This window comes from Exiguobacterium sp. s22, from assembly GCF_018617455.1.
GTDB lineage: Bacteria > Bacillota > Bacilli > Exiguobacteriales > Exiguobacteriaceae > Exiguobacterium.
Genome location: NZ_JACSKD010000002.1, coordinates 11,350 through 36,356, shown reverse-complemented (window position 1 = coordinate 36,356; position 25,007 = coordinate 11,350). Strand labels below are relative to the sequence as shown.

At 46.8% G+C, this 25,007-nt stretch carries 21 protein-coding genes and 1 pseudogene; 4 read left to right on the top strand and 18 right to left on the bottom strand.

Features of this window, described 5'->3' with window-relative positions:
- Window positions 1-158: 158 nt before the first annotated feature.
- The 5 genes from KNO94_RS04025 to KNO94_RS15330 form a co-directional block, all read right to left on the bottom strand.
- Window positions 159-2,228: a heparinase II/III family protein gene (locus KNO94_RS04025; protein ID WP_214777693.1), complete on the bottom strand. Its 2,070-nt coding sequence runs from the start codon at window positions 2,226-2,228 to the stop codon at window positions 159-161.
- A 113-nt stretch (window positions 2,229-2,341) separates the two neighbouring features.
- Complete coding sequence (locus KNO94_RS04020) at window positions 2,342-4,435, bottom strand: heparinase II/III family protein (RefSeq protein WP_214777691.1); 2,094 nt, start codon at window positions 4,433-4,435, stop codon at window positions 2,342-2,344.
- 218 nt (window positions 4,436-4,653) lie between these two features.
- On the bottom strand, window positions 4,654-5,268 hold the full coding sequence (locus KNO94_RS04015; protein WP_214777689.1) for a hypothetical protein: 615 nt from the start codon (window positions 5,266-5,268) through the stop codon (window positions 4,654-4,656).
- Window positions 5,261-6,004 (bottom strand): ImmA/IrrE family metallo-endopeptidase, encoded by a 744-nt coding sequence (locus KNO94_RS04010; RefSeq protein ID WP_214777687.1) that lies wholly within the window; start codon window positions 6,002-6,004, stop codon window positions 5,261-5,263. The genes KNO94_RS04015 and KNO94_RS04010 overlap by 8 nt, the downstream gene beginning before the upstream one ends.
- Window positions 6,001-6,336, bottom strand: coding sequence for a helix-turn-helix domain-containing protein (locus KNO94_RS15330; RefSeq protein WP_214777685.1), 336 nt, complete (start codon window positions 6,334-6,336; stop codon window positions 6,001-6,003). Before KNO94_RS15330 ends, KNO94_RS04010 begins: the two co-directional genes overlap by 4 nt.
- A gap of 341 nt (window positions 6,337-6,677) precedes the next feature.
- Here KNO94_RS15330 and KNO94_RS04000 point away from each other — a divergent pair, with 341 nt between their 5' ends.
- Both KNO94_RS04000 and KNO94_RS03995 read left to right on the top strand, forming a co-directional pair.
- Window positions 6,678-7,121 carry a sigma factor gene (locus KNO94_RS04000; RefSeq protein ID WP_031422570.1) on the top strand — a complete coding sequence of 148 codons (444 nt, stop codon included), beginning with the start codon at window positions 6,678-6,680 and terminating at the stop codon, window positions 7,119-7,121.
- A gap of 13 nt (window positions 7,122-7,134) precedes the next feature.
- Window positions 7,135-7,998: a tyrosine-type recombinase/integrase gene (locus KNO94_RS03995; RefSeq protein WP_214777683.1), complete on the top strand. Its 864-nt coding sequence runs from the start codon at window positions 7,135-7,137 to the stop codon at window positions 7,996-7,998.
- Between the two features lie 46 nt (window positions 7,999-8,044).
- Here KNO94_RS03995 and KNO94_RS03990 read toward each other — a convergent pair whose 3' ends face one another.
- On the bottom strand, window positions 8,045-8,212 hold the full coding sequence (locus KNO94_RS03990; protein WP_214777681.1) for a hypothetical protein: 168 nt from the start codon (window positions 8,210-8,212) through the stop codon (window positions 8,045-8,047).
- Between the two features lie 208 nt (window positions 8,213-8,420).
- Between KNO94_RS03990 and KNO94_RS03985 the strand changes: the two genes are divergently transcribed.
- Together KNO94_RS03985 and KNO94_RS03980 are read left to right on the top strand one after the other, a co-directional pair.
- Window positions 8,421-10,505 (top strand): heparinase II/III domain-containing protein, encoded by a 2,085-nt coding sequence (locus tag KNO94_RS03985; protein WP_214777679.1) that lies wholly within the window; start codon window positions 8,421-8,423, stop codon window positions 10,503-10,505.
- 91 nt (window positions 10,506-10,596) lie between these two features.
- A pseudogene (locus KNO94_RS03980) lies at window positions 10,597-10,768 on the top strand (IS3-like element ISEnfa5 family transposase); the annotation flags it as partial.
- Between the two features lie 160 nt (window positions 10,769-10,928).
- On the opposite strand, the gene KNO94_RS03975 reads toward KNO94_RS03980, so the two are convergent.
- From KNO94_RS03975 to KNO94_RS15220, 12 genes are all read right to left on the bottom strand, one after another.
- Complete coding sequence (locus KNO94_RS03975) at window positions 10,929-11,081, bottom strand: hypothetical protein (RefSeq protein ID WP_160300231.1); 153 nt, start codon at window positions 11,079-11,081, stop codon at window positions 10,929-10,931.
- A 284-nt stretch (window positions 11,082-11,365) separates the two neighbouring features.
- Complete coding sequence (locus KNO94_RS03970) at window positions 11,366-12,319, bottom strand: hypothetical protein (protein ID WP_214777677.1); 954 nt, start codon at window positions 12,317-12,319, stop codon at window positions 11,366-11,368.
- Window positions 12,276-14,180: a hypothetical protein gene (locus KNO94_RS03965; protein WP_214777674.1), complete on the bottom strand. Its 1,905-nt coding sequence runs from the start codon at window positions 14,178-14,180 to the stop codon at window positions 12,276-12,278. The genes KNO94_RS03970 and KNO94_RS03965 overlap by 44 nt, the downstream gene beginning before the upstream one ends.
- Window positions 14,161-16,281, bottom strand: coding sequence for a hypothetical protein (locus KNO94_RS03960; protein ID WP_214777672.1), 2,121 nt, complete (start codon window positions 16,279-16,281; stop codon window positions 14,161-14,163). The genes KNO94_RS03965 and KNO94_RS03960 overlap by 20 nt, the downstream gene beginning before the upstream one ends.
- Before the next feature lie 107 nt (window positions 16,282-16,388).
- Window positions 16,389-16,538, bottom strand: coding sequence for a hypothetical protein (locus KNO94_RS03955; protein ID WP_168169863.1), 150 nt, complete (start codon window positions 16,536-16,538; stop codon window positions 16,389-16,391).
- 180 nt (window positions 16,539-16,718) lie between these two features.
- Window positions 16,719-17,240, bottom strand: coding sequence for a DUF1643 domain-containing protein (locus KNO94_RS03950; protein WP_214777671.1), 522 nt, complete (start codon window positions 17,238-17,240; stop codon window positions 16,719-16,721).
- 175 nt (window positions 17,241-17,415) lie between these two features.
- Window positions 17,416-18,765, bottom strand: coding sequence for an Ig-like domain-containing protein (locus KNO94_RS03945; RefSeq protein WP_214777669.1), 1,350 nt, complete (start codon window positions 18,763-18,765; stop codon window positions 17,416-17,418).
- 70 nt (window positions 18,766-18,835) lie between these two features.
- Window positions 18,836-20,173, bottom strand: a complete 1,338-nt coding sequence (locus tag KNO94_RS03940) for a trypsin-like peptidase domain-containing protein (RefSeq protein ID WP_214777667.1) — start codon at window positions 20,171-20,173, stop codon at window positions 18,836-18,838.
- A 243-nt stretch (window positions 20,174-20,416) separates the two neighbouring features.
- A complete protein-coding gene (locus KNO94_RS03935) occupies window positions 20,417-20,782 on the bottom strand; it encodes a hypothetical protein (protein ID WP_214777666.1) in 366 nt (121 codons plus the stop codon).
- Between the two features lie 264 nt (window positions 20,783-21,046).
- Window positions 21,047-21,820 carry a hypothetical protein gene (locus tag KNO94_RS03930; protein WP_214777664.1) on the bottom strand — a complete coding sequence of 258 codons (774 nt, stop codon included), beginning with the start codon at window positions 21,818-21,820 and terminating at the stop codon, window positions 21,047-21,049.
- 67 nt (window positions 21,821-21,887) lie between these two features.
- Window positions 21,888-22,217, bottom strand: a complete 330-nt coding sequence (locus KNO94_RS03925; RefSeq protein ID WP_214777662.1) for a hypothetical protein — start codon at window positions 22,215-22,217, stop codon at window positions 21,888-21,890.
- Window positions 22,218-22,278: 61 nt separating this feature from the next.
- On the bottom strand, window positions 22,279-24,837 hold the full coding sequence (locus KNO94_RS15220; protein ID WP_251125817.1) for a hypothetical protein: 2,559 nt from the start codon (window positions 24,835-24,837) through the stop codon (window positions 22,279-22,281).
- Between the last annotated feature and the right edge of the window lie 170 nt (window positions 24,838-25,007).

Here is a 25,007-nt window from a genome sequence, read left to right as displayed (position 1 = left end):
AGAACTAGTTCAAAAGAATGTATGACTTTATCCCTATCATCATCCAAACATTTTCGCATATGTAAATGATATACATGATTCTTATACAATTATTGTAATATTGTTGGCAAAAATCATCAAGGAAAAACTCAAATTCGTCTTGTTTTTTTATAATCGAGTCAATACGGAATCCGGATGACGTGCTTCGTCCCGCTCTCAAGCCAATATGAGACGATGTACCTATCCCCTGTTTCTTCCACTTGCGTCTTCACGATGCGAGAATGCGTCCGGTCGAGTCGGATGAGGGTCAAGAAACGGACATCCGTCCCACATTCGATGGATACGACCTGTGGACGACTCACCCATTCGAAATCACGAGCCGACACGTGACTTTCTTCGATCGTCATATACGATTCTTCCCCTGTCATGAGTTGGACGATCTGCATGGCGCGATTCGACGCATCCATGAACCGGACGTTCTGGGACTCCGGCGCCCCCTCGACGAGGTCGAGCCCCGGCGCCACATGGAAGCGCTGGACGAACAGATCCGGTTCTGGTGACGTGATGCGGTCGAAGACGACGAGCGTCCGCGCTTGATCGTAGACGACCTTCCGAGTGTGGAGAGCCCCTTTTCCGATGAGACGGCTCACCCCAGTCGCCACCACCTGTTTTCCGATCGATTCAACGGATACGATGCCGCTCTCCCCGACCCGCTCGACCGACAAATCGAGCTCGTCCCCGAGGCGATGCACTGTGTTGTGTGACGTGACGCGCATCGCCTCCAAGCGTTCCTCACAGTCCGCATACCCATATCGCCCCGTCTCGACGATGAAGTCGCGCCCGAGCCCGTACAGTTCGAGGCTCAGGTCGTCCGCATGCTTGTGGGCCGCACCATGATAACCAGCCGTCATCAAAATATAGGTCGCATCACTGAAGGGACGTTTTACATGGGTCCAATATTCACGCATGACGGCATAGTTCGAGCCGAGGTTCACCATCCGTTCAGACGGGCAAACCCCTTCTTTTCCCCCGCTCAACGCATAAGCGAGTGACGGATGGGACTCGATGCCCGGAATCAGATGCCGTCCCCGAATCTGTCCGCCCGTGTCGCCGACCATCGGGAGGGTCCGGTTCGGCTTGATCAGATGGACGAGACGGTCCGGCATCGCGTCGATGACGTCAAACCGGTCGGATAAGGAGAATCCGTTCACGTTCGCCCAGTCGACGAAGCGGCTCAACATATGATAGACGTACACGTGATAGCCCGGCGAATGTTCGAGATGGGTCCCGTCTATAGCGAGACTCGAATCGAGTTGGGCATCGAGACGCGCGCGGGCGACCCGTTCCCATTCCGGGCTTCGGTCGAACTCAGGGAAACAAGAGGCGATGGCGAAGAGCGCCATGTCCTGGAACAACCCGTGATTATGACGCGGCCGATAAAACGTCGGCGTCGCCAACAGGACGGCATGGTCGTACAGCATCTTCAACAGCTTCTCGGTCATGGATGGGTCACGTTCGATCGGTGCACAGCGGTACGCCTCAAAGAATCCGAGCAGATGGAACACGCGAATCGCCGTGCCGTGCTCATGGTACGCCTCACGCTTCCGACTGACCGTGAATGCGGGATGACGTGTATGCCAACTATCGACGATACGGGCGGCGTGTTCCACATAAGCCGTTTCTCCCGTCACCTCGAAGGCACGGGTCAGCTGATGGACGGTCGTCAAATAGTGGAGTTGAAGATAGAACGAATTGTTGTCCACCCGCGGCACCATCTGATCCCAATCGAACGTGGCGACGTCCGCGACATGTAACGCGTCGGGTGCTGCCGGAATGTACCAGTCGCCTTGTAAGACACCGTCCGCAAAGCGAACGGCCTGGTCGTCCGTCAGCCGCTCATATCGATACGGGGCGATCGGCCGCTTGTCCTGGATGTACTGATGCACGAGCAGGCTGTCCATCCGGTCGGACAGCCTCGCTTTCGTGAGCGGGCGCGTCATGACGAGCATCGCCTCAGACGCTGAGACGAGCGTCTGTCTGCCGTCAAGACGAACGACGTAATAACGACCGTACGGGCGTATGAGCCGACCCGTCTCGGTCTTCTCGAGTCGCGCCTCCGGTACGACCCGTCTTCCTTTCCACTGATAACACATCGTCTCCGCCGAGATGACGACGTCCCACCCGTGGCTCCCCCAGCCGGCGAGCGAGCCGCCAAATTGGGCGACGAGTCTTGCGATTGAATGTTCCATTCGTTTCCTCACTTGTCATTGGTTATACTTGAAAATTCTACCTTAGCAAATGGTGGGATTCAAGAGTTACCCAGTCGTTCACACAAAAAAGCCCAGCTTTTGCTGGGCCCTGCTCATTTTGGTACGTTGATCGTATTCGTCGTGCCGTTCGAGAGCGTATACGTGACGACGTATTGCTCCGGTTGCTCGGCTAACGAGGCGTCGACGATCGACGTGCTCGTCCGGTCGATCCGGATGAGCGTGAGGTAACGGACGTCATCCCCATACTCGATTGAGACGACCTGCTCACGCGGCTTCCACTCGGAGTCGCGGACAGACAAGTGACTCGGCTGAATCGACATGTACGACTCTTCATCCGTCTCGAGCTGCATCAACTGGATCGTCCGGCGCTTGTCGTCTCGGAACGTCACGTTCTGCGCGTCCGTCGAGCCGGCGTATGGCTTCAAGCCGTCACCGAGATGGAATCGCTGAACAAACATGTCCGGTGCCGTCGAGGTGATTTTGTCGTAGACGACGAGCGTCTTCGCCTTGTCATAGACGAGCGTCCGGCGATGGGTCGCACCTTTCCCGATGAGGGCACTTTCTCCGATGGCGACACTCGTATCCCCCTTGTCCTCGACCGATACGATTCGGCTCTTGCCGACCATACTTTCACTCAAATCAAGACCATCCCCGTAGCGGTGCACGGTGTTATGCGCCTCGACCTTGAGCACTTCCTGGCGTCGTGGGTCCTTCGAGTAGCCAAAGCGTCCCGTCTCGACGATGAAGTCACGGGCGAGCCCGTACAGGTCGATGCTCAAGTCATCGGCGTGCTTGTGACCGTTACTATGATACCCCGCCGTCATCATCACTTGGGTCGCTCCCGAGAAGGACTCCGGTGGACGTGACCAGTATTCGCGCATGAAGCTGTACTGGTCGCCAAGTTGCTTCGTCAACAGTTGCGGCACCGTCCCCTCCGCCCCGCCACTGACGGCGTAGGAGAGTTCCGGATAGTTCTCGGTCTTTGGAATGATGTTCATATCTTTTAAATAACCAGTCGTATCGCCGAAGATCGGGAGCGTCCGGTTCGGCTTCAACATATAAGTGAGCTGGTTCGGCATCTTCTCGATATATCCCGACCGTGACGGTAAGACGAAGGCGTTGGCGTCAGCCCATTCGATAAACCGTGACAACGTATGATACACGTATACATGATAGTACGGCGAATGTTCAAGGTGAGTCCCGTCAGGCGAAATGCTAAAGGCGAGTTGGGCCTGAAGGCGCGAGCTCGCGAGCGACTGCCACGTCTTGCTCTTGTCGAACTCCGGGAACGTCTGTGCGATCGCCGTGAGCGCCATGTCTTGGAAGATTCCATGGTTGTGCTCTTTTTTATAGAAGTCAGCGGATGCTAAAATCTCGCCGTGCTCATACAACGTCTTCAAGATGAGCTCGGTAAACGCCGGGTCTTTGTTGAGCGACGTCTGTTTGTACGCGTCCCAGAAGTTCAACAGATGGAAGACGCGAAGCGCGGTCCCTTGATCACTGTATCCCCATTTGAGTCGCTTGTAGTTATAGGCCGGGTGCGCTTTCGTCCAGCTTTTGACGAGACGTTCCCCGTATTGGAGATAGGCGAGGTCTCCTGAGTCGCTATACGCCTGCGTCAATTGGTTCAACACCGTCATGTAGTGGATTTGGAACGGGAACGAGTTATTGTCAACAGCCGGGACGTCCTTATGCCAGTTGAACGTGTCGATGTTCGGCACAGACAATTGTTTCGGCTCCGCCGGGATGTACCAGTTGCCGGCGAGTGCCTGATCCGCATACATTTTCGCATCTTCGGTCGTCAAGCGAGCATACTCATACGGGATGTGGGCATCGGTCTCTTTCATGTATGTATGAATGAGCGGACGGTTCGTCGCCGATTGGATTCGTGCTTTCGTCAACGAGCGGGCCGGGACGACCTCGGCTTGACTCTTCTTCACGTAAATGCGTTTGCCGCCTGACATGGCCAGATAATACCAACCGGACGGGCGGACGATGCGATATTCTTTCGTCGCGTTCGTCTTTTGGAGCGGGACCAACTTCTTGTCTTTCATTTCTAGGAGCGTCGTCGACGGGGCGACACGGGCGTTAAAGTCCGAGTTTGCCGTTGCTTCGGCCGTGACCGGAGCGAACAGGAGCATCCCGCTCAACACGCCGATCGACAATCGTGTATACAAAGGTTTCATGATATTCCTCACAGTTTCTGTTTGATTTTACCCTGTAAATTATATCCATTAAATAAAGTTTAAACAACTAAAATTTGGACTTGATATCCCTTTTGTTCAAGTTTTTCATCATCTCTTGTATGGCGTGCTCGAAATAGCATGTTAGCAAGAAGAAGAGTCTACTAAAAAAGAATCCAAGCTACGTCGTAAACGGACGTCTGTTGGATTCTGCTGAATGATTATCGTTCATCAGGGTATTGATCAAGCAAATTCATATCACGAGGACGAATCGATTTGAAAAACTTTCGAATCTCACTTCTTCTCACGACTTCATATCGTCTCAAATGAATACAAAAATCCATGAGTGTATGCTGTTGAATCAGCGTCTCCTCTCCATCCTGATTGACGATATATAGTTCGGCGTCTTTGATGACTTCTCGAATGTCTGCGTCATCGCTACAGATTAAGCCAGCGCTGATCAATCGTGCGGCCGCAAGACTATGGATTTCTCCCAAATCGCTCGTATGTTTGAGCGGTCTGCCTTCCATGACTTTCTTTTCGTCCAGTTGTTGGAACGCATGGCGAACTTCCATCATATAAACGAGATAAAGGTCATATAGTTCATCCGTCGCAATCGATGTTTCCGATTCAGGATCGAACAACATCCACTCCCCGTCCTGTATAAACGCATCGACCCTTTGTCTGACAGAAGATATCTTCAGTTCATTCAATACCTCTACATGAATCAGAACTTGTCCATACAAACTGTTGATCCAATCAAAAACGTCGGCTTGTCGAAAGCTTGCCGCGTGAATGATGATGTTCGCATCGATGAACACCGGCTCCTTAATCATCGGTAGCGTCCTCTTGGAGACGACTGATTTCATCTTCTTGTAACGCCCGAGCCAAATCTGGACGATAGACAGAGAGTTTATTGGCGGCACTCAAACGTGTCAACCGTTCTTCTTCTACCGCTTTGACGACCACTTGTTCATAGGCTGAAAACGATTCGAAACGTTGGGCTTGATCTAATGGACTCGGGGCAATCCCAAGATGCTTCCGTTCTTTGCGCCAATCGGATTCCAGTTCACTCAGATCAGAGAATCGGTAATGGAGTTCCCGGAGTCGCCTTACGACCGCGACGTAAGGGACTTGAGCCATATCGGCCAAATAGATGATAGCGGTCTTCGTATCATGATTGTCTTTCAGCTTTTCCCAAATCTCTTTTGTCATACTTTTTGGCAGCATGATCGCAGCGGCAAAACGGTCGGCCGCTCGTTCGTGATCGAATCCATCGACTTGCCACTTGCTCGCTTCGGACAAGTGCCATAACTCGTGGGCTGCGGTAAAGTAACGCATGCGTAATGGTTGGTAAGAATTCAATGCGATGAACGCTTCTCCAGACATGTGTTTGATGGCGACACCATAATAGGTATCGTCCTCGACATATTGAAAGATGAGGTTCGCGCGTTTGGCTAACACCTGCTCGATGTAAGCGCCAATGAAAACGTGACTGTCAATGACTTGCTCTAAAAAATCTGCAGCGAATGCTTCTGCCGTGTCTTCCGCAATCCGTGTCGATGGCTTCATCGTCCTTCACTCTTGAGACCGACATAATCTTCTATCGCAAATTTCAAACGCTCGAGTTCCATTTTCGACCGTCGATTTGACAGTGTGCCTCGCAATTCGACCGTCATGCGTTCTTCCTTCATCGAAGCATCCGATGTCAATTCATTGACCGTCAAACCTAGTGCATTCGCAAGATCAACGATTCGTTTTGGTTGAATGACGCGACTCTCATTCAACATGTGACCAATCAACGCCTTGCTGACCCCGATTTCTTGAGCTAACCATTGTTGCGATTTTCCGTTATCCCTTAGCCATGATTGTATGTTGTTCACGATGATTTTGTTTGCGTTCACGATGACACCCTCCTTTGATTTTATGGTAACCCATTTCAATCATGACTACAAATTTGAAAATTAATTTTGTAGCCTTATTTACCATTGATTTCCCCTTTATTTATTAAGTTGTATAGGAATGCATCCTTCAAACAACGAGGGACATCCTCCTATAATGGTTGTTATGCGGTTTTCGCACCTCGCCAACCGTGTCGTTTCGTCAAATCAAACCGGATGTAGCCTCGAAATGCTGTATCTCATTTGCGCCAAGCCTTACGGATCAAAAGCAGGGATTCTCTATAACAACCATTATGCTGTAACCACCTAGGAAACTTGAGACGCGCGCGGGAAAGCAGCCCATCATGCCAGACGCAAACGAACAAATCAAAGAGTGGGAACCGATGATCTATTACGTCATCCGCCAACTCCATCTTCATCCGAACGAAGTCGACGATGCCGCCCAGACGGCACGGATCGCCCTATGGCGAGCCATCCAAGATGGCAAGACGCTAGGGAAAACCTACTGTTTCATCCGTATCCGTGGAGCGATTTTAAACGAGCGTGCCAAACAGGCGAAGACGCTCCAGCACGAGGTGACGAGTGAACGACTCCCCGAACAAATCGACAAGAGCGAGGTGCCGCTGTCCCTCTGGCTAGACGACAAGCGTTCCACTTTACCAAATCGTCATTTCACCTTACTCTGCCATATGCTTCACGGAACCGAAGCATCGCTCGGGTACTCCCCGAGCCGCCTCCGCGCCTACAAGGCCGAACTCCAGCGGATGCTCCGTGAGGACGACAAGTAAGAGGAGAATGAAGATGACCTTAAACATGAAAGACGCCGTCGACCAGCACGTTCACTACTTACGCATGACCGGAAAATCGGACAACACGGTCAGTCAGGCGACCTATAAGTTCGCCCGCTTCCAAAAACTCATGGGACAGAACCGAACCCTCGATGACTTCAAGACGAGACAGGACGTCATGCCGTATATCAACGCCCTCCGTTCGGAAGGATGCCAACCGGTGACCATCAACAATTACTTGAGTGCACTCCGCGGCTTGTATGACTGGGCCATCACCGAGCAACTCGTCACGCACAATCCGTTTCATCACCTTCGCGTGAAAGTGACCGAACGTCCACCTTCGGACGTCCCTACGCCAAGCGACCTACACCGAGTCATCGATGCAATCGACGTCCCGTTGTATCGAACCTTTTTGACGCTCCAGTTGCATACAGGGATGCGCATCAACGAGGTGAGACAATTGACACTTGATGCCATCGATTTGAATGCGCGTCTCCTGTACATTCACGAATCGAAGACGGGAAAACCGCGCAAGGTCCCACTGAACGATGTGACACATGTGATGATGATGACGTACCTCGAGGAAGAGCGCCGATGTATCGATTCGCCATACGTCTTCCCAAGTGCTCGTGGTGACCTCATCTGCAAGACGACGATCAACCGTCACTTGAAACGCGCCGCCGAGGACGTGCTCGGCACATCCGTCACGTCGCACACGCTCCGGCACGCCTTCACGTCACATCTCTATGATATGGGCGTCAAGGAGACGACGTTGTCCGAGTTGCTCGGGCATAGCGAGCCGAAGACGACCCGACGCTACATCCGCGTGCGCGAGGACCATCTGCGGGATGCGGTGGAACGATTGACGTTGGAGTGAACAAAGGAACATAAAAAATCCGGTCCACGAGCGACCGGATTTTTGATCATCTTTTCATCACATATACCTTCAATAGATATCCGATGATTCCAATTAATGCGGCAATCGCAAGATACACGATTGGCACGAGAAGTTGCGGCGCGGTCAAAGATACGACGTAAATAAACATCGCAGCAATAAAGAAAAGTAGTAGGAACAAGCTAACATGTTTCAACGTATTTCCCCCTTCCCAATCTGTACCCTTATGACTGTCCTCACCGAGTCACTTTATCACTTCAATCCAATTGCCGTCTCAGTAGTCTTTTATTTTGACAGGTCAAATACATTCCCTATTTGAAATTAAAATATAGAAAATTAAGGAAATAACCTCACCTCATGGTATACTTTGAAAAAGAAGTAAATCCAATTTTTGAGGTGTATCTATGAAACGAATCTTACTCGTCCTCGTCTTGATCGGTGCGTGGGGATCTGTCACCCCGACCGACTCCGCTCAGGCTGCGACGAACCCTTTCCACATCCGCTCTGTCCCGAACGCTATCGTCTATGAGATGAAAAGCGGGAAGTTGACGAAAGTGGCGACCTATTCGACGACGAAGCGCTATGCGGCGATCAGTACGTCCGGTTGGTACTACATCGCCCTGAGCGGTGGGAAAAAGGTCTACATAAAAAAGAGTCAGGCGAAGCTTTTACTCGCCGATCCCATCACCCGTTCGAACCTGACATCGAGCGGGACAGCACGACTGGCTCACGAATACATGCGACAAATGGCACCGCATGTCCCTTATGAATACGAGCGTCTCAGCGAAGCGAAGGCGATCGACTACGCAAACCGGGCCCTTCGCGGGGATTGGTACGTCCCGTCCACACCGTTTCGTCTGTCGGTCCCAAACATCGACACGTTTGATTGGCATCGGAACATCCCGAGCTCTTCAAGCAACTCGTATCCGTTCCAGATCCACTATTTGACGGTATTGAACCAATTGACGCAAGCCTACAATGCAACAGGTGACACCGCGTATTTGAAATACGGGATGCGTGTCGTGAAAAGTTGGACGAAAGCCCACCCCGTCGCCAACTACAAACAGTACCGCTGGCCATACAATGACCACGGTACATCGGTCCGGACGTTCCACTTATTGAACTTCTGGGACGTGTACAAGTCGTCGTCCCTTTACAAAGACACGGCATTCACGGGTCTCATGTTGCGGACGCTCCATGAGCACGGCACGTTGCTCGCGACATCGAGTTTCTATAAGTACGAACACAACCACGGGGTGTTCCAAGACATGGCGCTCACGGCGATCGCGCAGACGTTCCCGCAGTTTGACCAAAGCGCGAGATGGAAAACGATTGCCGACAGCCGGCTCGATAAACAGATCCGCCACAGCATCACGTCGGACGCCGTCCACCTCGAGCATTCACCGGGCTATCAGGCGTACATGTATCACGTGCTCGACCGTTTCGTCATCTGGGCGGACGACAACCGCTTCACGCTCCCGTCCAGCATGAACCGTGTCGAGTATATGCCGAAACAGCTGACGTATATGGTGAAGCCGAACGGGACGCTCCCGATTTTCGGGGACACGTCCGGGGCTCGGCGCACGACGTCAATCATCCCGCATATCGACGACTTCCCACAGCTCGCCTATGCGGTCTCCGGTGGGAAAGAAGGGTCACGCCCACCGCTCACGGTGAAGAAGATCAGCACGCAGTATAGCTTCATGCGTGAATATTGGTCCGCCCCACCGCGTGCCTTCAACCAGGCGACGCAAGTGATGATGACGGCGGGCTATCACAGTAGCGCCCATAAGCACGCCGACGATTTGAGCATCGACTTGTACGGGCTAGGTCGGGACTTCATCATCGAGACGGGCCGCTACGGCTACACGAACCGTCCGGAACGTCAGCGCGTCTTCGGGGTCGATGCCCACAATACGGTCCATCGGGACGGGGCGAATCTCGACTTGAGCGCGTCGATGCGCGAGAAGAGTAAGATTGTCACCGTCAAAAACCTCGGCCCGTCCCTCCTCGCGATGGGTGAAAGCAAGCTCATCGGCAAAGGGGCGACGCATCGCCGGACGCTCGTCTATGACAAGGCGCAGACGCTCGTCGTCTATGACCGGATCAGCTCCCCGACACAGGAGAAGTTCGTGCAGCGATTCCATCTTGCGGAAGGTCTGAAACTGCTCCAGAGTTCGATGGCGACCCAGAACGTCGTCTATGGCGACTCGAACGGCCGGACAATCCAACTCATGCAGCTCAACCTGAAAAATTCATCGATGCGCAACAGCACGAGTTTCGTCGCCGTCGAGGATTACGAATGGAAGCCGCGTCCGCAAGTCATCTCGTATAACACCGGGAAAGACGTGCGCTATCTTACGCTCATCCGACTCGACCAGTCGAAGACGACGATCCGGTCGGCGAGTGTGAAAGTATCCGGTTCGAACTATATCGTGACGTACACGCTCTCGAATAAAGAGACGAGACAGATCAGTGTGCCGATCTAAACAAACAGGTCCTTTACGCCATGTTGATATGCTCCCCAATAGGTAGACAGATGAAATAACAAATCTGTTTATCTATTGGGGAGTGTTTTTTATGGCGAGAAGTCGGTATTCAATCGAACAAAAACTGAGTGCACTACGAATGATGGAAGATACTGTACACCAAGGAACAGAAAATCGCAGCCGTCCATGACTATCTCGACGGGGCCACCATGGTGGACGTCCTCTCCAGACATCAAATCAGTAGTCGTTCGGTTCTATATCGGTGAATCAAGACGTTTACTAGTCATAGTGAGCTAATAGATTCGAGAAAAGGGATGGATTGAGCTATGGCAGACCACATTCGAGGAATGAACGCGTAAAACCCCTCATCGCAAGTGGCGTGAGAGGATTTAGCGGAATCTGTCGAGAACAGAACAGATGATATTATTTCGAACGGAATGACAGTTGCTCCGTGAATGGGAAACGACGACGGATTTGTTGCTTCACAAATCGTGACAAGACGACAATCGAATTCAAGACAAAACCGAGGGTCGGAAGCGCCAGCAACAATAAGACGTAAAAGAGAACATCGTTCAATGGACACAGCTCCTTCGTATGAGGTAGGGAGTATGGACATTTACATGTGAAAAGTGTGGAAATTGTACAGCATGTGATGGGTGACAATTCAATCCATACCTTTATCTACCATTAGTGTAACCTGATTGTAACAAACAATCCGTTTGTTTTTACTACAAAAGGGGAATTATTTGTGTCTGCTTTAGGTCTTTCGTTCGACAGGAAGTGACAATTCGCCTACATAAAAAAAGACGAACTCGTTTGAGTCCGTCCGATGATTGATCATGTAGTGAATTGCATGCTGTTTAAATGAGCTGCAAGGCAATTTGAGCTGCACCTAACACGCCCAGTCCAATTAAAATCCATCGACTCTGCTTAAATCGGATTTCATTCTGCTTAGCGAGTGCCTCATTCTCTTCTTTCAACTGCATTATCATAGCTTCAGTCGAGGCATTCACTTCATCAAGTAATTGTTGCCGCATCACGACATCACTCTCAGCTCGCGCTTTCATCTCTTCCGCACTCGTCTGTTCCCACGCAAGGCGTGACGCATTACTGTCGGCAACGGCTTGGAGGAGCTCTTGTTTCGTCGCTTCACGTAACTCATCTTGTTGGTGTTCTAATTTTTGAATGGTCGCATTCAGTTCATCGACTTGCCGCGACAGTTCTCCTTGCCCAGTTTGAAAATGAAGTCGTTGTGCCTCGTTCGCAGCATGGAAAGCAGTCGACTGTTTGGCAAAATCGTCTTTCATTTCATTTAGTGCGCTTAGCCAGTTGTTGTATACCTGTTCTAACTTTTCAAATCGTGTATCGACATATTCCATCGTCGTTTTTTGCTGTACTTGTAAATCTTGCATCTGACTCTCGGCATTGCTCATATGATTCGCAACTAGCTGTTCAGTCGAAGAAACCGATGATGCCAACGCATGTTTCATCTGCTCGATTTCTGTCGTGAAATGACCATAAAAATCGCGGAAATAAGACCGCACCTGTTCGTCTAGCTCATCGACACGTTCAACCGATCTCGTGCTATCTGAATGAACGACCTGCTTCAAATTTTGAATGCTCGAAGATAGATAGAGTTGGTCCTCTTCAAGTTTAGCTTTTAAGTCATCCACTTCTTGTTGAATCATCAGGATGGTTTGTTTCAACTTCGTATCGAGGTCGTTTAAGAATACCTCTTGATTTAATTGTCGCAGAGACGACAATGCTTGTTCATAAAGCGCGTCTTCCGCTGCCATGGCTTGTTTCATTTCCATTCGGACACCCCAATGCTTGTATAATCTCCTCGGCATCTCGTCCGAGCGTGTATAAATAAAGTCCAGCGCTGTAACGTTCTTGAATATCGTCAGACGTTGCTTGTCGCAATAACTCTTGCTGACGTTTCGCGAAGTGCCCAATGAAGAAACTTCGGTATTGTTGTGCGTGGACCAAATCTTCTTGCCAACGTTCTTTCGTACTCGTCAATCGTTCTTGCAATTGAATCACGCTTTGCTCAGCTTCATTCAATTCGGCCTTGAGCATATCCATCTCATGCGTGTAACGAATATCCAAGCGCACTCGATCACTCGAAAACGTTTCGGATATATCCTGTAATTGCTTGTAGATGTGTTCCGCTTCGTTATACACTAACTCACTCAGTCGCGTTGTCTCATCGAGGAAGCGATTTTTCATCCAAGTCATTTGCGATTCATAGTTCTTTTGGGACAAATAACGATCTACTTTCGAGCTATCCCATGAAAAAAACTGAACCTCTCCAGGATGCGACACGCGCAACCGAGATGAGTCCACTTGATCGAGTTCGAAATAAATGGTACTCAACAATTGGTTCATTTCTTCAACTGCCTGATTCATGGATTCTTCAAATGATGTAATCAATCCAGAAAAAGCTGAATTTAAAGCTGTTTTTGATTTAGCTTGCTTCACTTTTTTCAACGCTGTATCAATCATGACAGCATCCTTTTTAAGATCATGAATCGCTTTGAGCGTCTTTCCGAAAACCTCTATCTTTTCCAACAACTCTATTTCTTGGCTTCCAACATCCTCGAGCCGTTCTTTAGTCTTTTCTCCTAGCTCCTCCATATTCTCCTTTAATCCTGCAAGTTCGCGTTCTGCCACATCTAAATCTTCTGTGATGTGACGAATCTCTTCATCACTCTGACGCACCACTTCTGCATAGTATCCCGTCAAAAAACTAAAAGAAACGTGCCGATAATCAGTCTGTTCAATCCGGGCTCGTAACTCATTCAAAATCGACTGGGCTATCTCACGCGCGTCCGGTTCAAGGCGATGCATACTGGCACCAATCTCGACAGGATATACTGTTCCTGGTGGTCGACCGAGGATGTCACCAATTTCACGATGATAGTAGGCGCGGAGGTCTGTCTCGTTTGAAATGGATTTGTCCCGTAATCGTCGTTTGACCGATTCTGGTGAGTAGGCACGAGTCAAGACGACATAAAAGTTATCCGGATAGTCATACCAATGTTGCAAATGCGTCATGCCGATATCTCGAAGGAACGTCAGGTCACCTGCCCCATTGACGATGAGACAGATATGCGACCGAGGAATCCAATGATTGACGCAACGTTCGACGTGACGAAGTTCACGTTCCTCCGCTGACTCAATCCCCGGCAGATCAAGCAATTCGATGGCAACGTCTGCTTGTTCAAAGTAAGACTTCGGCAAGGCAATCCGCACAGGAGCGAGCGAATCGATTCGCCCCGCCTCGACATCGACCCGAAGTGCAGATAATCGTTCTTCCAATATGTCTGTCGACTGAATCACTTCGGGTTGTTGATTCGGCAAGGTTAGCACGTAGTCTTCTGTCGCAGACAAACTGTAACTCGTGACAGTCACTGTCGCAGATTGACCGATCTCCCGTTTCCCTCGCAAAAATGACGAGATCTCGTCAATCGCCTCTTCTTTCACACCGAGTAAATTCAAGATGAGCGTCGTTTTCCCGACCTGTGTCGGGCCGTACACCGATAGGACGACCTTCTCTTGATCCGGTGTCACACCTTCAGCATCATATAGTTGAAATCGGCTCATAAAATCGTGCTTGGCGTCAAACGCCCATTCGTACCGATTCTTTTCAAATTCAATAAATAGCTCCCGCATTGCGGAACGCCTCTTCCCGGAGCTTGCCACACTCGTTCTTCAATCGATTCACGCGTACCTCTACTTCTTCATAAAGACCTAAATTCACGTCATCCTGTCGACGGGCATGGTACGCGTGCGTCAATTTGGCTCGCATTTCATCCATGACACTATTGACGAGGGCGAGTGTGGACTTCCGCTGATAATCAGCTGTCGCTTGAAGCACTTGTTTCGCATAGTCGTTACGCTCGAACTTGAATTTCTCAATTTTTTCCGAACCTCGTTTAACAGCGATTGCCGCAACCGCTCCACTAACCCCAACTGCCGCAACACCTGTCGCTACTCCGGCTGCCACTCCGAGCGCCTCAAGAGCTCCTACAATGGCTCCAAAACTGTTGAAGTTCCCGTCAAGCGCATCGATACCAAAGAAGACGGCTGTCCCCGTCACCATGCGATTGGCATCAAGAACGAGTCCTGAGTACTCTTGATGAAACCCCTCCATGTCTCCGATTTTGGCTTTGAGTGTCTCATATTCTTCAATCCCATCGACGACAAGACTCACATCACCTTCTTTTCCTTTCGTCAAGATCAGATGTTGTACAATCGTTCCAGCAATCACCGGGAGTTGTTGGGTGTGTTGGCCACCGAGTGAGACATCAAGAACAGTCGGATCTAAATAGCGATCGACCTCCGTCAACGTAACACTAAACGCTTCCTGCATAATATCCGTGGTCGTCGCTGCGATTTCAAGTTCAGACTGTTTCGAAACAAGTTCATTTGCTTTCGGTTCCATGAAACTAAGAGCCGGTTTCGACGCCGTCTGCTCAATCTGTTTCGACTGAAACATATGAGGCTTATAGAGACTAAGACGTTTCCGTGTCATCGTCTCAATCGACTCCATCATCAAGAGATCCAGTACACGCGGGTTTTCAGTCAGATAGACACGTCGGATTGATTTAAGCAATTCGTCTCGCTCGTTGAACGTCATATCTTTTTTGAAGGAGGCTCGTGCTTTATCCCACAACGTATGCTTTTCTTTTTTAATACTCTCCGTGACTTCACCGATACAACGTTGAACATGAGTATCCAAACGTCCTTTTAACGTGTCGTCTAATTCTTTAATGTACTTTTCTCGAGCCTCATCAAACGATCTTTGCATCGTCCGCAACTCTCGCTGATCATTCTTTCCGTTCGATTGTGCAATCAATACATGTTCAAGTTTCACGAGTTCACGCAATAACGTCTCACCAATCATCATGAGTTTCTTGTGATGGAGTTGGAGTGAATCTTGAGTGAATTGACTGTTCGACTTGAGCAATCGTTCCATTTCTTGTGGGACATTTTCGATGTCCGTATCGGCTAAAATGATTTGTGACTCGTCTGCCATACTGAACTTTTGGAACAAGTTTTGAGAAATCATCGTTCTCTTCTCTTCTGTCAACTCGCTCGCATGTGTGAGGACGAACCCAGGTGCTTTGTCTTTATACGTCGAAGCAACTTGTTGCAACAACATCTCTTGATCCATTTGGGCGAGTCGAGCATGGTTCAAGACAAGAATCATCCCCGTCGAGCATTTCAAGAAAATATCGAGGAATTTTTGTGAATCCGAGCGAGCGCTCCGTTCGAATCCCGGTAATAAAGCAAGAGTCAAATGACCGAGCACGTGGTTGTTCGGTAAAATGATTTCGAACCAAAGCATGTCGCCACTTGGATTTTGTATACCGATATTGAGTTGTTCTTTTGTGATCGGTTCATCTTGCAATTCAAAACTTCCCGTCGCTGTCTTGATCGCGCGGGTCAATCGATAAGTGATCGTCGTTGCGTTCGCGTCAGATGAGAGAAGCACAGGACGTTTTTCTCCAACTCCGACTTCTGACAACAAGAGGTCGTCCGGTAAATCGAGCATTCGTTTCACAACGAGCGTTTTGCCGGCACTTTGTAAGCCGGCTACACTGACGATATGACGGTTAGAGAATAGGTTTAACACGTTTAAATCCTTGTATAGCCCTTCAATCGTCGTTGTGTCGAGGTTGAGTCGATTCGCTTTTGCAATTAACTCGTGAAGTTCATGTAGCATCGTCTGCATCGTGAATTCTTGTTTAAAATCAATCAAATGGTCCATTTTTTCGTCTCCTTTGTTGAATCTATATGTATAACTTCAAAAAGCGCGTCCTCCAAACCAGTGAGAGACCGCGCATCAGATCCGTTCGTCTTTATCCGATCATGCAATTATTTTCGTTCAGACTCTTTGCGAATCGTTCCGATTTTTTTATCGCTTCGTGTATCTCTTCCATCTGAGTTTCGAATTGTTCCCGGAGGCAGACCGTGTTTCTTCTCAAATGTGCCGACCGTGCAGTCACTTCTCGTTTTGCGCGCCATGTTCTCACTCCTCATTCTTCATTACTTGTTTCATTTTAATACAAAATCTAACAATTGAAGATAATGTTTTTTCTTTTTTATGGAAATGAATTAGTGGGTTATTATTTCGTGCGTCTCCAACTAAACATACAAAAGGCCATGTGCATTTGTATGGATTACAAACACACATAGCCTGAGTCACTATTTTTCAATCGCCTTTTGAAACACGATTGGCACTAAGTCGCCTCTTAAAAAGAGCGGATGTCTCGGATACCTTCCATCGACTGTTCTCTCTAAACAATAACTGTCTTGCTCCCTTAACAAATGAAGCACTTCTTGAATTCGCTGTATTCCATGAGGTCTTGGAATACTAGCTCCCCACGCCACAATCACTTGTTCCGAGTCCTTCATCATCTCTAAAATATGTCGGTCGTTGTCTGGACCGATTGGGTCGTCAACTTCTCGCAATCGTCTTGGATCTGTCGAAATATAGGCAAATAGATTGGCAACCTTGATGCCATCGTATCCCCATTTCTTCGCATAGCTGATACACTTTCGAAGCGTCGGATCGGGTTGATCTTGATTGCCAATGCTCGGATTTAACATGATGAATGTGACATACCGTCCTCCATCACCCCACTCACATGAAAATTGATAACGATATGTTTTTGAGTCATCAATCACTGAATGAACTCGATACGATAAATCCCAATTACCATTCATGTGTTCATCCTCCTTTTTAATACATTCATTATATCCTTTAAGCAAGTCACCACCAGTGCAGAAAAAATATCGGGTTGATTCGCGTCTATATCATTTAGCAAATAAAATTAATCTTTCAATATAGACAACCGAGCTCGACATTCCATCGACCCCCGCCCTCCATCTTTCGCTCTACCTACCTCGACACCTTAACCGCCTTCACCGTCGACCCGTATTTGTTCTTGCTCGTCACCTTGATTGGCGTCCCTACTTTTTGCTTATTGATCGAGAACGAGTAATTTCCTTTCGCATCGGCCGTTCGCTTATACGACTTCTTCCCAATCGTCATCGTGACGGTCGCTCGTTTCTCGGTCTTGCCACTCACTTTCGTCGAACGGACGGAAATGCGATTGACCGACAACGCTGGCAGCAAGTGACTAGAGGATACCTTCAACTGATAGGTTCCAGTGTGCGAGGTGCCCATACCGCCTTGCACGTAGACAAAGTAATCCCCTTTCGGAAGAACGACCGATTCGTCATAGCGTCCCGGTTCAATGGACGAGCTGTATAGATAAGTCGACAATACCTTTTCGCCTTGCGCATTCTTCACCGTCAAGCTCGCGGCACGATCGATGAAGGACAACAATTCCACCCGGACCCGACTTTCTTTCGGTAACGACAGTTTGTACACATCAATCGAATCGTTCCACGAAATCAGCCCGGTACGTGATGTATAGAACGGGAAGCTTTCTGCTTCGACTGACCCGTTGTTCGGCTCTCGCTCTTGATTTTTCGCAAGTTTGAATGAACTGCTGATCTCATAGACACCCGTATTCGACCGATACGTCAAATCGTATACGTTCAAGTAATAGATGCCGGGTTCCAAGTCGACCACCATCTTCTGTTTCCCTGGATTGTTCATCGATCCCGATACTGATTTTTGATAAATCGACGTGTTCATCTCATCTATCAATTCGAAGTAGGCCTGTTGCAAGACAAAGCTCGTCAACTCCAATTGAAGTCGTCCCGCTTGTTTCAGTTCGATCCGATACACATCGCTTCGATCTTGCAACGTCAAATGACCTGTTATCGTTTTTTGAAGCGGCAACGGTTGAGCCAAGAGCGTACCGTCGTTCGGCTCTATGTCATCCGTCGTCACTGGATCAAAATCTGTCAGAATCGCGTATTTACCGAGAGCATAACTGAACTGAAGTCGATACGTGCCTTGATTCAAATCAAGCGTCTTTTGATAACGTGCCGGGGAATACTGACTTCCGCGAACCCATTCATACACGACGGAACGATTGTTTTCATCGACCACGGTCACTAACGTATTTGCCATCTCAAGCGTCAAATCCAGTGTCAGTTTTCCGTTTTGAGGTAACGTCACCTCGAAGGTCTGGTTCGCTTCTCCCTTCACGAGCTCTCCTTCTAGTACTTCTCCGAAAACTAATTCATGTGTCGTCGATTCGGCAGCTATAGGCTTGATTGCCATCGCTCCTTGAACCCAAATCAATAACAGACAAACGAATACAATACGCTTCATCGCGTTTCCCCCTGACGTCATAGAGAAAGACTGACACGCTGGCCAGTCTCTCTACTTCCATTCAATCGTGTTACTTCAGTTCATAACTCATTCGATACTCTTGATTCCAATATTCTGATTCAGCTAAACCTGATAATGGGAACGAGACCAAGTAATACTCGCCTGCAGGAATAACAAGGTCTAACGTTCCATAATAACGCCCTTCATTCGAGTACTCTTCACTGTAACGAATCGCCTCGCCGTTCGCGTCAAATAGACCGAACGCCCAATATTCGCCTTGCTGATTGTTCATCCATCCCCCGAACACAGACAACGTCATTCGCTTATCGGTCCGGAAGACGAACGTATCGACATCTTCTAAATCATAAACAGAACCAATTAAATCTCCAGAAGCATACGAAATCACATCCGCATCCGCAAACGAATCATTCAATTCCTGTTCTCGTGTATCCCCTTTTCCGGATACGACAGGTAATTCATATTCTGGTTCAGTCGGCATTTGCACATTCGCAATCGTTTCACGCCCGTACTTCAGCGTATCCAGTTCTTGAATCGGAACCGCATAGTTCATATTTTGCGAATCCGGGAGTCCCCATGTGACGACACCGATGACCTGTCCGTAATCATTAATGAGAGGACCACCTGAATTGCCATGAGTCACACTGGCGTTAAATTGAAGATAAGGTTGGCCACTGAAGAAAACTTCACGATTACTGAGAATCCCTTGTGTGATCGTATTATCCACACCTTTCGGGCTCCCGAGGGCATAAACGGTTGATCCTGTACTTCCCGCTTTCGCTGTCGCCAATGTTGGAATGGACTGAAGGGACGGGACATCTAAAATCGCCAAATCTAACCCATCATCGAAGCGCTTCAACTTGAGCGTTTCGACTTCAGTCCCGTTTGCGAATCGAATGCGCGCGTATCGGTTCGATTCACCCGAAACAACGTGGAAATTGGTGATAACTTCCCCTTTCTTCGTCACGAATCCACTCCCAGTTGAAGTGAGTCGATCGGAAGCATCGTACATCTCAATCGTCGCGACCGATGGATTGACTGCCTTGAACGCTGCTTGTGCGTTCAGTTTTTTCGGTTTGACCGTCACACTGATGGTCGACTTCAACTTCGTCTTCTGGACGGTGACTGTGATTGTCGCTTTTCCGACCGCTTTCGCTGTAATCTTTCCACTCTTCACGGTCGCCACTTTCGTGTTCGAAGATTTCCATACGTATACCGGTTTTTTCACACCACTCGTTTTCGCCTGTACCGTTTTGGATTGGCCGACCTGTAACGTCACGCTTTTTGGAGAAACTGTCAAACTTGCCGCGGCTGCCGTTGTGGGTAAACATGTACTGAGTAACAAGAATAGGATTGCAAGAAGAGAAAACTGCGTTACGAACCGTTTCAAATCTCTCGACCCCGCTTTCGTGTATTAGTCAATTTGTATGAATCATGTCCATCATTTTTTATAGTATCAACTTAGGTCTTTTGTCGGATGACACTTATCATTTTTAAGTCAATCAATAATTTAAAATTGAACAGCAATCGTTCGACATGACCTGACAATTCATTCAACTTCACAAAAAAAGTCGTCCCTCTTCATCAAGAAGAAAGACGACTCTCATGTATTGAATACTACTCACATCAACAATCATTCGAAGAGTGAGATGGCACGAACGACTTGATCTCCATCGAGCTGAACGATGAGTGTTCGTTGATTGACTTCATAGACAAGAAGCGCATCTTGTTTGAAACGGTATAGCTCTTCCCCTGCTTTAAAGAAGCCTACCGTATAGGAGTAATCGAGGACTTCTTTCGGTGTACCGAGCGCGCGTGTCACTTCTGACTTGGTGACGGTACGTTTAAAGAACTTTGGTGACGTGTGTACACTGATGACATCGTAAGTCGGGTTATTTTGATAATTCGGATCATCAGCAAGAAGGAAATTCCCACTCCACTTCCCGAATTGACCTGAATCAGACTCGACCTCAGCAAATGCGCCATCCGAACCTTTCACTTTACGTAAATCAGAAACGAATGCGACACGATTCCCGTAAAAGTTCCCATCGTAAAAGATTGACGCTTGCTACAACTTCAACCAACTGACATTGTTTTGTTTCGAGGGAATGCTCACGGTTATCTAGCATATTACTTTCTTCCCTATTTTGTAGAATTAAAAAATTGGATTGGTGATAAGTGTCTTATGATTCATACAAAAAATTCGTATCAAAAATATAAGATACTTTTGGTTCATATTTTTATATCCTCAAGGTTTTTTCTATTATAGGGAATGGTGCAGCTGTTCATGTACAGGAACTATATCAAGCCCCTTAATTCGGTTTAAATAATTTACAATATCATTATAAGCTGAAAGTTTACTTTTATGTGTTTCAACATAGAACTTGTTTCCATAATCGTCCGTAATAAGAATTGGCGAAGTAAATTTATTACCATTTTTATGATTATTTTTTGTATTAATAAGATATCTTACTGGACCTGTCGCATAAGGACCAGATTCGTAAAAGTTAATATTTTGTGATATTAAATACTGAAATACATTACGATAGAACTCTTTTACAGTTCCTCCTGAAATGATTTGACCATTTATACTAATACTCAAATCATTGCTAAGACTCTTTTCTATCTTAATAATTTCATCATCTACTAAAGAAGTAGTTGGGGTTGTTTCGTCAGTATCGTTTTCATTCTCATCTACACTTAATAATATTTCTTTAATAGATTCAAGTAAAATTAATTGTTGTTCCTCATATTCCTTATTTAAATTGTCTCGGAAAATAACAAATTCCTCTTTAAGTTGCTTATTTTTTGAATTAATTTGTTCAACACTTTCTTCAAAGTTTTTTAACTTTTGTTTATTTTCTTCAATATTTTCTCTAATTTCAGCATCTTTTTTATTTCTTACATACTCAAAAAGTATTGGAAAGCCAATACCAACAAAAGCAATTAGCAATGAAATGACAAGCATCATTTTGTTCCAAGAATTATTATAGAACTGATCTACCAGGTATATTAAATTAGCTTCTTTTTCAGTCAATTAAATTTCCCCTTTAATATGTAATGTTATATTTCACAAAAAAAAGACTCGCGTGACAAGTCTCTAATTAAAAAATATACTCTGAACCTGAAATAACATTTTCTAAAGAATCAATTTTCATTTTATTAAAATCACTATTAGAAACAGTTATTTTTACAGGTAACAAATCTTCTATACTAAAATTTACACTAGATACCATTTTCAAACTAGCAAGATAGTAGTTCAACATTTGCAGTTGATTATCACAAGGTGTTTCATTCAATTTCGAAAAAATTTCTTGTGCAATTAGTTCTCTTTTTATTCTACCTAAATTAATATAATCTTCATTAAAACTTTCACAAATCCAACCATCTAAATCCTTCCAGTTAGTCCACAAACTTTTTTTATTCTCATTCATGTCTGTCACCTCTAAGTTTATTAGAAAAGAGGTATGGGAAATCCCATACCTCCCAAAATTATTATTGAGCGTTTTTAATAGCAGTTTCAATGTAAGCATTTGCTGCTTTCAATGTTGTAACTGCATCATCGCCTGCAAAGTTCAGAGAAACATAATTGTCTCCAACTTTCTTAGTAAGCTTGTTGAACTCTTCTGCAACTGCTACCTTTTGAACTGCTGTGAGAGCTACGTAAGGTGCATATGCATACGTATCAAGGTTTACTTTTGTTCCAGAAATCGTTGCTGTTGACAAATCACCTAATGCATTGAATTCTGCAACTTTAGCAGCATGTGCAGTAATCGCAACATCTAAAATTTCATTCTCTTCAAATAAGTTATCAAGAGTGATTGCTGTATTAACTTCTTCAGTGCTAGTTAACTTAGCACGCTCTGCAAGGACAAATTCTGCTGCTTCAAGCTTGATTTGTGATGAAGCATCAATAAAGTTTTGCGCAAGTAGAGGACGTGACCCCGGCTCTTCTGAAGTTAAAGCTAGTGCAAGGATGGCATCACGAACTTCTGTTAAAGTACTAGACGTGCGTACTTTCTCAAGGTAAACTGTACGATCAGCTTGTGCATTTACAGTCATGATAGCATCTTTTACTTCAGCTAAAGTGCTTACACCGTTTAAGGCAGTACGGTAATCTGCAAGACGTGAATCAACAACTGTTGCGATGTCAAACTTAGCATCACCAGTTTCATGCTTAGTAACAGTTGCAAGACGAGTCAAGAGCGCTTTAACTTCAGTAACAGGAGTTTCAGAACCCTCTGTTACGTTTACAGCTGCTACATTAGAAACAGCTGCATTCAAAGCGTCAGTCGCCCCTGCATCGATAACAGATGTTTTGACAGTAGCAACAGTTGAATAGTCACCAGTTGCTTTTTTAGCAAAGTATTCAGATTTCAAATCATCATTTAGATTTGAAAGTGTCAATCCATCTTTTTCATTCAAGTTAGCTAATGAAACAAGAGCATTGTAGAAAGAAAGGACAGAAGGAGCTTCTTTCACCGAGTAGCGAGCAGCGTCTTCACGAAGGCTAGCAATCAATGTAGCTTTAGGTGTTGGAGCGTTTGCTTCAGTTGAGTCTGGCTTGTAATAAGTTGTAACGATATTGATTAAAGCATTTGCTTTCGCTACAGTATCTACATCAGATTCAAGGTCACCAATCTCAGTTTCGTTGGTAGTATCAATTGCAGTTTGAATTTGATCAAATGTTTGTGATCCGTTTAATGCTGTATCATATTCACCAATCCAAGATGAATTGACTCGAGCAAAACCAGCTTTAAGCGCTTCAAGCAACTGAACTTGGTTTGTAGCGTCGTTGACACGTTTAGCCGCTGCCCCTTCAACAGTATCTTCAGCTTTATCAGCGTTCACTTTAACAATAATCGCTTGAATATCAGCTAAATTCGCTTTCTTAGTATCAGCAGCGATTGCTGACTTATAGTCTGCGATGTAATCTGCTGAAACTCCAGAGATATTTGCATCAAGTAAAGCGTTATAAAGAGCTACTTGATTATCAGCATTAATGATTGCTTCATATTTTTTAATTGCATCAAAGTCATAGTCATATCCACCGATAGACCAAACTCCAGAGAAATCTGCAGTAAGTGGTTTTTCAAATGTGAATAACACTTCTTTTTGTCCACGTACGACATCTACAGGTTTAACTTTCACTTCTTCCCCTTTTTCATTAAGAACAGTGATTGTGAAACCAGCCATGTCTTTAGGAGCAGCATCAATAGTTACTGCAACTTCTGATTTGTTGATATACTTCACGCCTTTAACAACTGCTGCTTCAATAGTGAAGTCCATTGCTGCAGTCTTCACATCGCCAGAGCGAAGGATGAATGAGTGTGTACCAGCTGGGATGTCTTTTGCAGAAACCATGACTTTACCGTCTTTGATTTCAGCTGTGATCGGAGCGAGTGCTTTCGACTCATCTTTTCCTGGGAAGATTACGAGTTCAACTTTTTCGCCTTCTTTGAGGTTCTTCACGTCAGCAGAGACAGACAACATGTCGTCTTTGACTTCGTGCTTCACTTCAGAGAATTCTACTTTAGAAGCAACTACTTTGTACTTAACCGTTTTTGTTACAGTACCGTAAGCTTTGTTAGCGTAAGTGAGTGTTCCTTCGAACTCCCCAACTTTATCTGTGTCGAATCCAGCTACGAAGAGTGGCTTCGCGTATTCGTTACCGTCTGCGAAGAGAACTGGTTGAACGCGGATTCCTGAAACAGGAACGCCTTGTTCGAATACGAATTCAGAAGTTGGCTTAATTTCTTGCGCGTGGTTCAAGACGCGAAGTTTTTTCTCTACGCGAATGCCTTGACCTTTTACAAAACCTTTAGCAGTTTGGAACACGCCGAGTTTGTTCAAGTCTACAGAAGACTTGTACCAGTAGATCTCGCTACCTTTGTACTCTTTGTCAAGTGCTGCGTCGAGGTCTCCGCCGCGTACGTAGTCCGATGAAAGACGGACCGTTGTTGATGCTGCGTCTGCCGTGATTGCAGGCGCTACTGCTGATGCTGCTACTGCGAACGCTGCCGCTGCAGTAACGAATTGTTTCTTCTTAGCCATCTGATGTAAATCCTCCCTTAGGTAGATAGGTTTTTCTACCGTCCTTGCCCAACCGATCTCGTTCGGAGTCATGTATCCATAACAATGAATAAAGTACTAATGATTATGTAACCGACTCTTCTTTAGACCGGGCGTTCTCCCCCGGTAGAAGTCTTTGCAAGAATCATCTT